Consider the following 13,596-nt stretch of genomic DNA (forward strand, 5'->3'; position numbering starts at 1 on the left):
TTGTGGAAGGTCGTTCATCCTGGGTGCATGAGCCACGAACACCACAATCACCACGAAAACTCTGAAACCACCGAGAATCCGTACGCCAAGGCGGACGCACAATTCTGGAACTCGCTGTACGAAGAACGCCCAGCGCGGTGGAGCGGAAATCCCAACCCACAGTTGATTGCCGAGGCCTCCGGCCTCGAGCCGGGCACCGCACTGGACGTCGGTTGCGGTGAAGGCGCCGACGCTTTGTGGTTGGCGCGTCGCGGGTGGAAGGTCACCGGCACCGACATCTCGTCGGTGGCGCTCGGTCGCGCCCAGGCACACGTCGAAGGCGAGGGCGTCGACATCGAATGGCTGGAAGCCGACCTGTCGAAGTGGGATCCGCAGGGGCGCTCGTTCGATCTGGTGTCCGCGCAGTTCTTCCACATGCTCGAACCCGCGCGCGGGGAATTGTTCCGTGCTCTCGGAGATCTGGTCGCGCCGGGCGGGCATTTGCTGATCGTGGGCCACTCGCCCCACGAGTCGCCCACCGAACATCATCGGGCCATGCTGCATACCCCGGAATATGTGGAGTCGTTGTTCACCGATGGTTGGAAGGTGCTGGTCTCGGAGTCGCGGGAACGTGATCTTCCCGCGAACCCCGAGATGCATCACACCACGGATACCGTTGTGCTGCTTCAGCGATTGAGTGCGAGCACCGACAGCAACTCGTAAGCGACGTGAGCCGCTGCGATACCGGTGATCTCGGCGTGGTCGTACGCCGGCGCTACCTCGACGATGTCGGCGCCGACCACGTTGAGTCCCACCAACCCGCGCAGTGTGTTCAACAATTCGCGAGAGGTCATGCCGCCCGCTTCGGGTGTTCCGGTACCCGGAGCGTGGGCAGGATCGAGCACGTCGATGTCGACGGAGACGTACACCGGGCCACCGTCGAGGCGCTTACGCATGCGCTCGACGATGCTGGCGACGCCGTCGACCTCGTAGTCGTCACTGCGGATCACCTGGAAGCCGAGGACGCGGTCGTCTTCGAGGTCTTTCTCGCTGTAGAGCGGTCCACGGATGCCGATGTGCTGCGACCGCTCCATATCGATCAGGCCTTCTTCGCTGGCGCGGCGGAAGGGGGTGCCGTGGGTGAAAGGCTGACCGAAGTAGGTGTCCCAGGTGTCGAGGTGAGCGTCGAAGTGCAGGACGGCGATCGGGCCGTGATCGCGGGCCAGTGAGCGCAGGATCGGCAGTGCGATGGTGTGGTCGCCGCCGAGCGTGAGCACGGAGGAACCGTCGGCGCGCAGGTCGGTGACGGCGGACTGAACCGTCGTGAGAGCTTCCTGAATGTCGAAGGGGTTGACGCCGATGTCGCCGAAATCGGCTACCTGCTGGTTGGCGAAGGGCGAGACCTTGAGCGCGGGGTTGTACGGACGCAGCAGCTTCGACGCAGCGCGGATGTGCCCCGGACCGAACCGAGCGCCGGGTCGGTAGCTGACACCCGAATCGAAGGGGATGCCGAGGATTGTCACGTCGGCGCGCGAGACCTCATCGAGGCGCGGCAGACGCGCAAAAGTGGTCGGCTCGGCGTAGCGGGGGACGCGCGTGGCGTCGACGGGTCCGATGAACGATCCGGGTTTGTTGGTAGCCATGTGCAGAGGTCCCTGCTCTCGATTCGGCGCACACCGGGCGCCCTTCAGTGATGTAGCTCTCTGAGCAAGTATGGTTTCTTCAAGAGGCTCGGTTGTCAACCCCTGTTTCCTGAAAGGGACACGGCGGTCGTGAAGGAGTGGGTTCAGTGGCCAAGGCGAAGGAAGCGGTCGAGCCGGTCGGACCGCGCATCGGGGCGAGGCTCAAGGCGGCACGTCAGTCGAAGCGGTTGACCCTCGACGACCTGGCCGAGGCATGTGGTGTGACGAAGGGGTACCTCTCGAAACTCGAGCGCGATCACGTCAACGCGTCGGTGGCGACCCTGATCAAGGTGTGCGCAGTGCTCGAGATCCCCGTCGGATCCCTGTTCGAGAATGCGTCCGCCGGTGAAGTGGTCCGCGCCGACGCCATGCCGCAAATCAGCTTCGGTGGCGAAAAGATGACGGAGTACCTGCTCACGCCTACCAACGAGCGCCGAATTCAGGTGCTGCTCGGCGAGCTGGAACCAGGCGGCGGAAGTGGCCAGGAGTTCTACAGTCTGCCGATCGACGTGAACTTCGTGCACGTGTTGGAGGGCGGCTTGCGGGTCTCGTTCGAGGGCGGTCGGACGGATCCGAACGGTGAGGCCGTCGATGCCGAAGACGTCGTGCTTGCGGCGGGCGATTCCTTTACATTCACGCCGACGCACAACCATAGTTTTCAGGCCGAAGGCTCGGTTCCGGCGAAGGTTCTGTGGGTCTTGAATCCGGCATTGCCGGAAGGGCCACGCGCGTCGCCTTCGTGAGACTCGAATCCGTGAATGTTGATTCTTAGGAAACAAGAGTTGACATGATTGGCGGCACCCGTCACGCTGGTAGTTGTCCCCGTCACACACTCCGTCGAAAATTGGCGTCACGGAACTCCTGAAGGAGCGCACCATGCATGTCGATTCAGTTCGAGTTGGACTGTTCCAAGGTCCGCTCACCACCCCGGACACCTTTGCGTCGGTGGAGTTCAACCTCGCTGCTATCGACACCGCTGCCCGCGAGGCCGCGGCATCCGGTGCGAAGATCCTGGTGACGCCGGAGATGTCCGCAACCGGCTACGACATCGGCGAACTGGTGTCGCTGCGCGCGGAACCGGCCGACGGCCCGATCTTCGATTCCGTCGCCGAGATGGCTCGCAGTGCAGGCATTGCCGTCGTCTACGGTTACCCCGAACTCGACGGGGGAGACGTCTACAACAGCGTGCAGGTGGTGGACCGCGACGGCACTTCGCTTGCGCACTACCGCAAGACGCACCTGTTCGGCACGCTCGACCGCGAATATTTCCGGCCAGGTGAGACCCTGGTGGTCGGGTTCGATTTCGAGGGCATCCGCTGCGGATTGTTGATCTGCTACGACGTGGAATTTCCCGAAGCGGTTCGGGCCCATGCCGACGCCGGTACCGAATGGCTCATCGTGCCGACGGGGTTGATGACTCCGTACGAACACATTGCGCAGCAAGTGGTTCCGGCCCGCGCATACGAGAGTCAGATGTTTGTCACCTACGTCAATCGCTGCGGCGCCGAAACCGAGTTGACCTACTGCGGTCTCTCGTGCGCCATCGCACCCGACGGTGCCGAGTTGGCGCGGGCAGGGGGCGGCCGGGAATTGCTCTTCGCGGATATCGCCGCCGCCACCGTCTCGCAATCTCGCACCCTCAACACGCATCTCGACGATCGACGCCTCGATCTGTATCCAGACCTTTCTGTCACGACTGTCTCCAAGGAGAACCGTAGATGACCATCCCAGTAGCTCCGGACAGTTCCTCGGAACCCGGCAAGCAGCCGCCCCTCACGATGTTCGGACCGGATTTTCCGTTCCCGTACGACGACTACGTTTCCAGTCCGGCGGGACTCGGCTCGGTGCCCGATCTGGCACTGGGTACAGAAGTTGCCGTGATCGGTGGTGGACTCTCCGGCATGATCGCGGCCTACGAGTTGCTCAAGGTCGGTCTCAAGCCGATTGTCTACGAAGCTGATCAGATCGGTGGCCGGATGCGGTCGGTCGAGTTCGACGGGCACCCCGGGGTTGTCGCCGAGATGGGCGCAATGCGTTTCCCACCGTCGTCGACGACGTTGTTCCACTACCTGAACGAACTGGGTCTGCAGACCGAAGAGTTCCCCAATCCCCTTGCCGAGGTCACACCGAGCACGGTCATCGATCTCAAGGGTGAGAGCCACTACGCGCACACTCTCGAGGATCTGCCGCCGATCTACACCGAGGTGGCGCAGGCCTGGCAGCGCACTCTCGAAGAGCATGCCGATCTGATCCCGTTGCAGCAGGCCATTCGTGACCGCGACACCGCAGAAATCAAGCGGATCTGGAACGACCTCGTGGTGCGCTACGACGACCAGACGTTCTACGGATTCCTCGCCGCGTCGAAGCACTTCAAGTCCTTCCACATGCGGGAAGTGTTCGGGCAGGTCGGATTCGGTACGGGTGGTTGGGATACCGACTACCCCAACTCGATTCTCGAAATCCTTCGTGTGGTCATCACGGCCGCCGACGACGACCACCGCGGCATCGTCGGTGGATCGCAGCAGCTGCCGATGCGGTTGTGGAACCGCGCCCCGGCGCACATGGAGCATTGGCCTGCCGGTACGACGGTCGCTTCGCTCAACGACGGCGAGACGCGTCCCCGCGTCACCGAACTCCGCCGTACCGAGCCCGGCAACATCACGGTCACGGACTCCGAAGGTTTCATTCGCACGTATGCGAGTGCCGTTGTGACAGTGCAGAGTTGGATGCTGCTCAACAACATCAGGTGTGACGACGATCTGTTCCCGATCGATCACTGGACTGCGATCGAGCGCACTCACTACATGGGTTCGACCAAGGTGTTCGTTCTCGTCGACCGCCCGTTCTGGAAGGACAAGGACCCCGTGACCGGCCGTGATTCGGTGTCGATGACACTGACCGACCGTATGAGTCGCGGCACCTACCTGCTCGATCAGGGCGAAGGCAAGCCAGGCCTGATCTGCTTGTCGTACACCTGGTCGGACGATTCGCTGAAGCTGCTGGCGCTCGACGCCACCGAGCGCATGAACATCATGCTGCGCTCTCTCGAAGAGATCTACCCAGGCGTGGACTTCCGCAGCCACATCATCTCGAGCCCGGTGACGCTGTCGTGGGAAACCGAGCGCGACTTCATGGGTGCATTCAAGGCGAACCTTCCGGGGCACTACCGGTACCAGGAGCGCCTGTTCTCTCACTTCGTGCAGAATGATCTCGAACCGCGTCATCGGGGAATCTTCCTCGCCGGAGACGACGTGTCGTGGACTGCCGGCTGGGCCGAGGGCGCGATTCAGACCGCGATCAACGCGGTGTGGGGCGTCGTCAACCATCTCGGCGGCGCTGCGCCTACCGAGAATCCCGGACCCGGCGACGTGTTCGAGGAGCTCGCTCCGATCAGGTTGGGCGACTGAGCTCACCGCAACTGCCGAAATGTCGTGCCCGATGGGGGTTGGTACTCCTATCGGGCACGACCTCTTTCCGGTGATCCACGCAACACTGGAAAGTGTTCGGATCCAATAATTTCCAGGAGGGTGTTCAATGGCGAGCACATCATCGGCGACCAAGACCGCAGCTGCAGAATCGAGACCCGCGGGCGGTGATCGATCCGGTGACCCGGCGCTCGAACTGGTCGCCGAATTGGCAGCAGCGGGCCAGCGACTCGTCTTCCGTCAGGGCGACGACTTGAACAGCGATGCCCTGAACAGTGACGATCTGACCTGTGTGGTGCTGTGGCCGTCCGGAGAGCCCTCCCTCTCCGATCTGTGCGAGAATTTCGAGTCCCTCGGACTCCGAGTTTCGACGCACCGCCCGCTTCCGACCGTTCTGGGTTCGGCACACTACTTCACCTTCGAGCCGAGCACCTTCGACGGCAGTGCGCTGGAGAAGATGGCGGACGCCTTCGAAGCCGTCATCGCCGGACAGACCCGGATGGACGCATTCTCCAGTCTGATCGGACGAGCAGACATCACGTGGCGCGACGCAGAGTTGCTGCGCGCTGCGTGCCGTTTCCTCGCTCAGGCTCGTATCGGGTTGTCCGAGAGCTACATCGTCGGAGTGTTGGCAGCGAAGCCGCTCTTCGTACGGCAGGCAATCGAACTCTTCACCGCGCGTTTCGATCCCGCAGTAGCAGGTTCGCGTGAGACGGCCGTGGCCACCGCGGCGGCGGCCATCGACGAATCAGTCGACGGTGCAGACACTCTCGACGAGGATCGCGTCTTGCGCGGTGTGCGTTCATTCTTGCAGGCGACTCTGCGCACCAACTGGTACCTGCGCGGTGAGGCCGGCGAGCCGCTGCCGTACGCGTCGTTCAAGATCGACTCGCAGTTGCTCTCCACCCCACAGAAGACCGTTCCCTTCCGCGAGATCTACGTCAGCGCACCCAATGTCGAAGGCGTGCATCTGCGTAGCTCCTCCGTCGCCCGTGGTGGCCTGCGTTGGTCGGATCGATACGAGGACTACCGCACCGAGGCTCTGAGTCTGATGAAGACCCAGAGCGTGAAGAATTCGCCGATCGTTCCCTCGGGAGCCAAGGGTGCGTTCGTGGTTCGGGGCACGTCGTCACCGACCCCGGCGCAGGTGCAGGAGTCGTACAGCACCTTCATCCGCGGCTTGCTGGACGTGGTGGACAACATCGTCGACGGCGCAGCGGTGCACCCGGCAGAAGTAATCGAGTACGACGGTGAAGACTCCTACCTCGTCGTGGCGGCGGACAAGGGGACCGCACGGTTCTCCGATGTCGCGAACGGCATCGCCGTCGAGCGTGGTTTCTGGCTCGGCGACGCTTTTGCTTCCGGCGGTTCGGCCGGCTACGACCACAAGGCGATGGGCATCACCGCTCGCGGCGCCTGGGTAGCGGTTCGACGCCACTTCGCCGAGCGCGACCTCGACGTCGACACCGATCCGTTCACCGTCGCGGGCATCGGTGACATGTCCGGCGATGTGTTCGGTAACGGAATGTTGCTCTCGCACAAGATCCGTCTAGTCGCGGCATTCGACCACCGCCACATCTTCATCGACCCGAACCCCGACACCGAGACGACGTTTGCCGAACGCGCTCGTCTCTTCACCGTGCCGCGCTCGTCCTGGGACGACTTCGACCGCACCGTGATGTCGCCTGGCGGTGGCGTCTGGCCACGCAGCGCGAAGTCGATCCGTCTTCCGCTCGAGGCGCGTCAGGTCCTCGGTATCGCCGAGGAGAAGCTGACTCCGCAGGAACTGATCCGAGCGATCCTGTGCGCTCCGGTGGACCTGTTGTGGAACGGTGGCGTCGGCACCTACGTGAAGGCATCGACCGAAAGCAACGTCGACGCAGCTGATCCGTCCAACGACGCTGTTCGCGTCAGCGCGGACGAGTTGCGTGCAACCGTCGTGGGTGAGGGCGGCAATCTCGGTTTCACCCAGCGTGCCCGCATCGAATATGCCGCTGGCGGTGGCCGAATCAACGCCGACTTCATCGACAACGCGGCAGGCGTGGCTACCTCGGACCGTGAGGTCAACATCAAGATCGCACTTGCAGAGTTGGACGCGACCTCGCGCAATGAACTACTCGCGGCGGCGCAGGACGAGGTTGCCGCATCAGTACTCGAGGCCAGTGAAGATCAGACCCTCGCGATCAGCCTGGCCGAGCACCGCGCTCCCGCCCTACTCGATCAGCACGAACGGTTGATCGAGAACCTGGTCTCGGCGGGCGCGATGAAGCGCCTCGAAGAATCATTGCCGGACGCCAAGGCGCTGGCGGTCAGGGCTCGAGCCGGGCAGGGTCTCCTGCGACCGGAACTTGCTGTGCTGGTGGCGCAGTCGAAGAACGTGCTGACGGCGGAATTGGGGGCGTCGACCGTCCCGGACAATCAGATCTTCGCCGATCGCCTTCCCCAGTACTTCCCGCTCTCCGTCGTCGAGGCAGCACCGGACGCGGTCCGCGCACATCGGTTGGGCCGCGACATCATCATCACCTCGGTGGTCGACGAACTGGTCAACCGCGTCGGCCCCGGCGTGCTGTTCCGGCTCGAGGAACACCTCGGAGTCCGCAGTCCGGAAGCGGCTCTGGCCTACGCGGTGGTCAGCGAAGTGCTCGGCACCGAGGAACTTCGGCGCGAGATCTTGAACTCGGAGCTCCGCGCCACCGAGCAGTTGCAGGCTCTCGATCGCTTGCAGCAGTTGTTGGAATCCGAGATGAGCTGGGTGTTGCGTCGTCCGGGAGCAGCCGGCCGGTTCACCGTGAACCCGCGAGCCGACATCGATCGATGGGCCGCGCCCGTGCGGGCTCTCACCGAAGGGCTGTCGGCAAGCGACCGCATCGAGGCGTCTTTCGGGGCGCTCGCCCTGGCTGACATTGCGTTGCAGGAGAATACGACGGTTCAGGCCGCGGCCGCGATCTATCGGGAACTCTCCGACACCCTCGATCTGGGCGACGTTCTCGGGGGCGTCGACGTTGCCGTCGGTGCCTCGCATTGGGAGGTCATGGGCAGCGCTGCCGTCCATGCCAGGTTGACGGCGCGTTTCGCGGACCTCGTGTCCGGAGCGCTCGGAGAAGGTATTCCGGAGGTGGTCGAGTTGTGGATCGCCGCCAATCCGCAAGCGGTGCGCCGGTTCACGGCTTTGATGTCGAGCGTGAGCCGCGGTGGAGCGCTGGACACCGCCCGTCTCTGCACGGTCGACGCCGAACTCGAACTACTCGTTCGCGGTGCGTCCAGTTTCGCTTCGGTGCATGCCGCGGAGCGTTCAGCGGCCCTCCCAGGCGAGTAGCGATAGCAGCAGTTCGGCTCTGACCCTGGCCTGTCCGAGGTCGCATTGCAGCAGTTCCTCGATGCGTGCGATGCGACCTCGGAGGGTGTGCCGATGAACACCGAGTTCGGCTGCGGCCGATTCCCATTGGCCGTTTGCCTCGAGATAGGCGCGCAAAGACGCGACCAGCGCGGTCCCGTGTGCCTGGTCGTGTTCCGTCAGCACCGGGATGGTGTCCGCAGCCATTGCGATCAGTGCCTCGCGGGCAGGCTCGGATGCCAGAATCGTCGAACCACTCAGAGCGTCGAACTCGAGAATGCGGGCAGTGGCCGTCGTGAGATTGGCCGCGGCGCGGGCCTGGACGAGTGCGCGCGGTGCGTCCAGAAGACGGTGAGGGGTGCTGATTCCGGCACGCACCGTCTTCGCCTCGGTGGGGGAGAGTTGCGCCAGTAGTGTTTTGGCAGTATCGATTGTGTCGGTTCCGCGAAGGAGGACAGTCAGCGAACCGTCCTCGGATTGCGCGAACAACGGCCGGCCTGCTCGCGCGAGAGCGTTGTCGAGTTCGCGAAGAACGGGGCCGAGTCCGGACCCGCGAACGTGGACGACACGAATGTTGCCGTGCGTGTCGCTCGCTTCGTCCAAGTACGACGGCACACCATCCTCGGGGATTCGACCGTCGAGTAAGAGCCCGAAAGCCATGGCGTTGAGTCGAGTTCGCTCGGCCCGTAGTCGAACCGGTTTCTCGAGTTCGAGCGTGAGCAGCGAGACGGCATGTCCGAGCAGCACCCTGTCGATATTGCTCAGGGGTCCAGCGCCCGCCATGGCGAGGTAGCCGTGCCAACTGTCGGTGACGCCGACCGGGGACAGTGTCAGCGTCCGTTCGGGCGTGCTCTGCGAAATCGACGCCGGAGCATTGGGATCGCGGGTGGTGGTCGCGACTGCGCGAACCTCGGTGATCAGCGACTTCTGGTTTGCCGGATGCACCGCGGTGATCCGATCTCCGACAAACGCCACCGAAGTTTTTGTGGCCGTGGCCAGTTCGCGCACGATGGCCGACACGCCTCCGCGTAGCGCAACCCGGGTGATGCGTGTCTGCACTTCTGCCGCGCGGAGTACCGATTCGTATTCCTGCTGGCTCAGACGGGTCATCACCGCGCGCGTGACCGCCGCGAACGGGGTCGTGAACGGCACTTCCAGCAGGGGGAGTCCCCGGTTGCGGGCAGCGGCAATCAGGTCTGCGGGCACACTCTCGTGGGAAAGGCCGGTCCCGAAACCCAGAGCCGATACTTCTGCGGCGGCTAGACGGTCGATGTACTCGCTGTAGTCGTTGGCGTCCGCGCCCACCAGTGCCAGCCCGGTGGTGAGGACTAATTCGCCGCCGGAAAGCCACGGGGTGGGGTCCGTCAGCTCTGTGGCCTGCGCAAACGTGACGGGGTGGGTGGCAGCTGCTCGGTCGGTGAGCAGAGCCAGTGAGAGGTGTTTCTGGCGCAAGAGCCACGAGATCGGAACCGTCACCCGATCAAGGCTAGCTGTCGTTGCCGATATGGAGTAGTCCCGAACCTTCGGGTATCCATTTCGGCAGTGCTTGCGGTGCTTCGCGCGTCGCATACTCGAATGCAATACACAACCGAGAGGGTGGTCACATGAGTGCAATCGAATACCGGCTTCCGCAGGAGCGTCGCATCGTCACGGAGTTCCCGGGCCCGCGCTCGGCTGCGCTCGCCGAACGGCGTAAGAAGGTCGTCGGCGCAGGCGTCGCATCCACCCTCCCGGTCTACGTCGCCGACGCAGACGGCGGAGTCATCGTCGACGTCGACGGCAACTCGCTGATCGACCTCGGTGCCGGTATCGCGGTGACCAGCGTCGGCGCCTCGAACCCGGCCGTCGTGTCCGCAGTTCAGGATCAGGTCGCACACTTCACCCACACCTGTTTCATGGTCGCTCCGTACGAGGGCTACGTCGAGGTCGCCGAGCGTCTCGCCGAGCTCACCCCCGGTGACCACGAGAAGCGTTCCGTGCTGTTCAACTCCGGCGCAGAAGCCGTCGAGAACGCAGTCAAGATCGCCCGTCACGCGACCGGTCGCGACGCAGTCGTCGTCTTCGACCACGCATACCACGGCCGCACCAACCTCACGATGGCACTGACCTCGAAGTCCATGCCGTACAAGAGTGGCTTCGGTCCGTTCGCCCCCGAGGTCTACCGCGTCCCGATGTCCTACCCGTACCGCGAGGGCCTCAATGTCGACGGCTCCAAGATCACGGGTGAGCAGGCCGCACAGCGCGCCATCACGATGATCGAGAAGCAGGTCGGCGCTGCCAACACGGCCGCCGTCCTCATCGAGCCGATTCAGGGCGAGGGTGGATTCATCGTTCCCGCAGAAGGATTCCTCCCGACGCTCGTCGCGTGGGCCAAGGAGAACGGCGTCGTCTTCATCGCCGACGAGGTTCAGGCAGGCTTCGCGCGTACCGGCGCCTGGTTCGCCAGCGATCACGAGGGCATCGTCCCCGACCTGGTCACGCTCGCCAAGGGAATCGCCGGCGGCATGCCGCTCGCCGCTGTCACGGGCCGCGCCGAGCTCATCGACGCCGTCCACCCCGGCGGCCTCGGTGGCACCTACGGCGGTAACCCCGTCGCCTGCGCCGCTGCATTGGCATCCATCGATCAGATGCGTGAGCTCGACCTTTGCGGCCGTGCGCGCACCATCGAATCGACCGTCGTCGGCCGAATGAACGCACTGGCAAAGGAACTCGACGTCATCGGTGACGTTCGCGGTCGCGGCGCCATGCTCGCCATCGAGCTGGTCAAGCCCGGTGGACAGGAGCCGGACGCCGACATCACCAAGAAGATCGCCGCCGAGTGCCTCGCTGCCGGCGTCGTGATCCTCACCTGCGGTACGTACGGCAACGTCATCCGTCTGCTACCGCCGCTGGTCATCTCCGAGGAGCTGCTCGACGACGCGTTGACCGTCCTCGAGACCGCTATCCGCTCTGCAGCACAGGGGAACTGACATGTCGAACGTCTCGGATCTTCTCGACTCGGTACCCCAGGGTCTCTGGCTCGGCGGCAAGCTCGTCCCGGCCGAGAAGACCTTCGCGGTCTACAACCCGGCGACGGGTGAGGAACTCGCCCAGGTAGCCGACGCCACCGCTGCCGACGGTATCCGCGCGCTCGACCTCGCCGCTGCGGCGCAGGAAGACTGGGCGGCCACTCCGGCACGTGTACGCGGCGAGATCCTGCGCACCGCCTTCGAATTGCTGCACGCCCGGGCCGAGGACTTCGCGCTGATGATGACCCTGGAAATGGGTAAGTCGTTGGCAGAGAGCCGCGGTGAGGTCAACTACGGCGGCGAATTCCTGCGCTGGTTCAGTGAGGAAGCAGTCCGCATCGGTGGCCGTTTCACGCAGGCTCCGGCCGGCAACGGTCGCATCCTGGTCACCAAGGAAGCCGTCGGACCGGTCCTCGCGATCACCCCGTGGAACTTCCCGCTCGCAATGGGCACACGCAAGATCGGACCGGCGCTGGCTGCCGGTTGCACCATCATCGTCAAGCCCGCCGAGGACACGCCGCTGACCATGCAGCTCCTCGGTCAGGTGTTCGCCGATGCTGGTCTGCCCGACGGTGTGCTCTCGATCCTCCCGACGTCCGACGCGGCCTCCATCAGTGGACCGCTGATGGAAGATGCGCGTCTGCGCAAGGTCACCTTCACCGGCTCCACTGGCGTCGGAAAGCTGTTGGTGCGCAATGCTGCTGACAAGCTGCTCCGCACGTCGATGGAACTGGGTGGCAATGCGCCGTTCATCGTCTTCGACGACGCCGACATCGACGCAGCTGTCGACGGCGCAATGCTCGCGAAGATGCGTAACGGCGGCGAGGCCTGCACCGCGGCCAACCGCATCTACGTCGCCAACTCGGTGCGCGAGGAGTTCACCGACAAGTTCACCGCCAAGGTTGCGGCCTTGAAGGTGGGCGCCGGTGACGCCGAGGGCACCAACATCGGCCCGCTGATCAACACCAAGCAACTCGCAACCGTCACCGGACTCGTCGACGACGCCGTGTCCAAGGGCGCTCGCGTTCGCACCGGTGGATCGGCGCCCGAAGGAGCCGGCTTCTTCTTCACCCCGACCGTTCTGGATCAGGTGCCCGCCGATGCGCGCCTGCTGAAGGAAGAGATCTTCGGACCCGTTGCGGCAGTGGTCGGTTTCGACACTGAAGACGAAGCGATCGCGGCTGCGAACAACACCGAATACGGCCTCGTGGCGTACTTCTACACCCGCGACATCGACCGGGCGATGCGCGTCTCGGCCAAGCTGGACACCGGCATGGTCGGCGTCAATCGCGGCGCGATCTCCGATGCTGCGGCGCCGTTCGGTGGTGTCAAGGAATCGGGCTTCGGTCGTGAAGGTGGAACCGAGGGTATCGACGAGTACCTCGATACCAAGTACGTAGCGCTGTAACTTGCTGTGCGCCTTTATTAACCGCGGGCGGTTAATAAAGGCGCACAGTTGTCTATTGACCTAACGGAGTGGGGCGGTAGTACTTGCCCTCGTGGTAGAGCAGCGGTGCGGCAGCGGATTCGTCGTCCTCTTCGGCGTGAACCCGCGTGACGAGTCCGATGACCAGCGTGTGGTCGCCGACAGGGATCAACTGGTCGACCTTGACGCGCATCCAGCTGGGGGTGCCGTGCAGAACCGGCTCCCCGGTGTCGAGCACTGCCCACAGCGACTCGTCTGCAAAACGCTGATCGGCGCTACGCGCAAAGCGCTGGGCCAGATGCTGCTGATGTTCGCCGAGAAGGTGGATAACCAAGGACTCGGCGGCCTTGAGTGCATTGATGCTCGACGACGTCTCCGCGATGTTGAACGAGACGAGCGGCGGCTCGAGGGAGACGGACGAGAACGACGTGGCGGTGAAACCCACCGGGCCGGTACCCGAATCGAGGGTCACGACGGTGACACCGGCGGGGTGGCGGCGAAGCGCTGCGCGGTAGTCGCCGGCGCAGATGCCGGTGGACAACTCGGGCGTCGCCGCTACTTCGGGGACGTCGGGGGTGGTGTGGCTGGAAACGGCATTCGGCTTGTCAGACAACGGGAACTCTCCGGCTGGAACTCGAGGTGTGCGGTGTGGTCGAGGTGACTGCGCTCGGCATACACAGACATGCGTCGGTGCGGCACAGATCTACGTGCCGTCGTCGCCAGTGGTTGCCGGCCGGGGTCC

Annotated in this window: 10 protein-coding genes; 7 read left to right on the plus strand and 3 right to left on the minus strand. The window is 64.1% G+C overall.

What is annotated here, in order from left to right; genetic code table 11:
• Nucleotides 1–27: 27 nt before the first annotated feature.
• A complete protein-coding gene (locus ACSW29_RS04650; protein ID WP_448276656.1) occupies nucleotides 28–702 on the plus strand; it encodes a class I SAM-dependent methyltransferase in 675 nt (224 codons plus the stop codon).
• Here the strand turns inward: ACSW29_RS04650 and speB are convergent.
• Nucleotides 666–1,622, minus strand: coding sequence for an agmatinase (gene speB, locus ACSW29_RS04655; RefSeq protein WP_317827648.1), 957 nt, complete (start codon nucleotides 1,620–1,622; stop codon nucleotides 666–668). The two genes, ACSW29_RS04650 and speB, sit on opposite strands and share 37 nt — an antisense overlap.
• A gap of 146 nt (nucleotides 1,623–1,768) precedes the next feature.
• Between speB and ACSW29_RS04660 the strand changes: the two genes are divergently transcribed.
• The 4 genes from ACSW29_RS04660 (at nucleotide 1,769) to ACSW29_RS04675 (ending at nucleotide 8,402) form a co-directional block, all read left to right on the plus strand.
• Nucleotides 1,769–2,404, plus strand: a complete 636-nt coding sequence (locus ACSW29_RS04660) for a helix-turn-helix domain-containing protein (RefSeq protein ID WP_448276657.1) — start codon at nucleotides 1,769–1,771, stop codon at nucleotides 2,402–2,404.
• A 133-nt stretch (nucleotides 2,405–2,537) separates the two neighbouring features.
• Complete coding sequence (locus ACSW29_RS04665; RefSeq protein WP_448276658.1) at nucleotides 2,538–3,383, plus strand: carbon-nitrogen hydrolase family protein; 846 nt, start codon at nucleotides 2,538–2,540, stop codon at nucleotides 3,381–3,383.
• Nucleotides 3,380–5,068, plus strand: a complete 1,689-nt coding sequence (locus tag ACSW29_RS04670; RefSeq protein WP_448276659.1) for a flavin monoamine oxidase family protein — start codon at nucleotides 3,380–3,382, stop codon at nucleotides 5,066–5,068. The genes ACSW29_RS04665 and ACSW29_RS04670 overlap by 4 nt, the downstream gene beginning before the upstream one ends.
• Before the next feature lie 127 nt (nucleotides 5,069–5,195).
• Entirely contained in the window at nucleotides 5,196–8,402 is a 3,207-nt protein-coding gene (locus ACSW29_RS04675; protein WP_448276660.1) for an NAD-glutamate dehydrogenase domain-containing protein, read from the plus strand.
• Here the strand turns inward: ACSW29_RS04675 and ACSW29_RS04680 are convergent.
• Entirely contained in the window at nucleotides 8,379–9,896 is a 1,518-nt protein-coding gene (locus ACSW29_RS04680) for a PucR family transcriptional regulator (RefSeq protein ID WP_448276662.1), read from the minus strand. The two genes, ACSW29_RS04675 and ACSW29_RS04680, sit on opposite strands and share 24 nt — an antisense overlap.
• 128 nt (nucleotides 9,897–10,024) lie before the next feature.
• Between ACSW29_RS04680 and gabT the strand changes: the two genes are divergently transcribed.
• Both gabT and ACSW29_RS04690 read left to right on the plus strand, forming a co-directional pair.
• Entirely contained in the window at nucleotides 10,025–11,389 is a 1,365-nt protein-coding gene (gene gabT / locus ACSW29_RS04685) for a 4-aminobutyrate--2-oxoglutarate transaminase (RefSeq protein WP_448276663.1), read from the plus strand.
• Between the two features lies 1 nt (nucleotide 11,390).
• Nucleotides 11,391–12,836 carry an NAD-dependent succinate-semialdehyde dehydrogenase gene (locus tag ACSW29_RS04690; protein ID WP_448276665.1) on the plus strand — a complete coding sequence of 482 codons (1,446 nt, stop codon included), beginning with the start codon at nucleotides 11,391–11,393 and terminating at the stop codon, nucleotides 12,834–12,836.
• 52 nt (nucleotides 12,837–12,888) lie between these two features.
• On the opposite strand, the gene dszD is transcribed toward ACSW29_RS04690, so the two are convergent.
• Nucleotides 12,889–13,467, minus strand: coding sequence for an NADH:FMN oxidoreductase DszD (dszD, locus tag ACSW29_RS04695; protein ID WP_003941189.1), 579 nt, complete (start codon nucleotides 13,465–13,467; stop codon nucleotides 12,889–12,891).
• Between the last annotated feature and the right edge of the window lie 129 nt (nucleotides 13,468–13,596).

The sequence above is a fragment of the Rhodococcus sp. GB-02 genome (assembly GCF_053470465.1).

Excerpts from the sequence above, each read along its gene's own strand:
- ACSW29_RS04650 (WP_448276656.1), top strand. The coding sequence starts at position 28 with ATGAGCCACGAACACCACAATCACCACGAAAACTCTGAAACCACCGAG.
- speB (WP_317827648.1), bottom strand. The coding sequence starts at position 1,622 with ATGGCTACCAACAAACCCGGATCGTTCATCGGACCCGTCGACGCCACG.
- ACSW29_RS04665 (WP_448276658.1), top strand. The coding sequence starts at position 2,538 with ATGCATGTCGATTCAGTTCGAGTTGGACTGTTCCAAGGTCCGCTCACC.
- ACSW29_RS04670 (WP_448276659.1), top strand. The coding sequence starts at position 3,380 with ATGACCATCCCAGTAGCTCCGGACAGTTCCTCGGAACCCGGCAAGCAG.
- ACSW29_RS04675 (WP_448276660.1), top strand. The coding sequence starts at position 5,196 with ATGGCGAGCACATCATCGGCGACCAAGACCGCAGCTGCAGAATCGAGA.
- gabT (WP_448276663.1), top strand. The coding sequence starts at position 10,025 with ATGAGTGCAATCGAATACCGGCTTCCGCAGGAGCGTCGCATCGTCACG.
- ACSW29_RS04690 (WP_448276665.1), top strand. The coding sequence starts at position 11,391 with ATGTCGAACGTCTCGGATCTTCTCGACTCGGTACCCCAGGGTCTCTGG.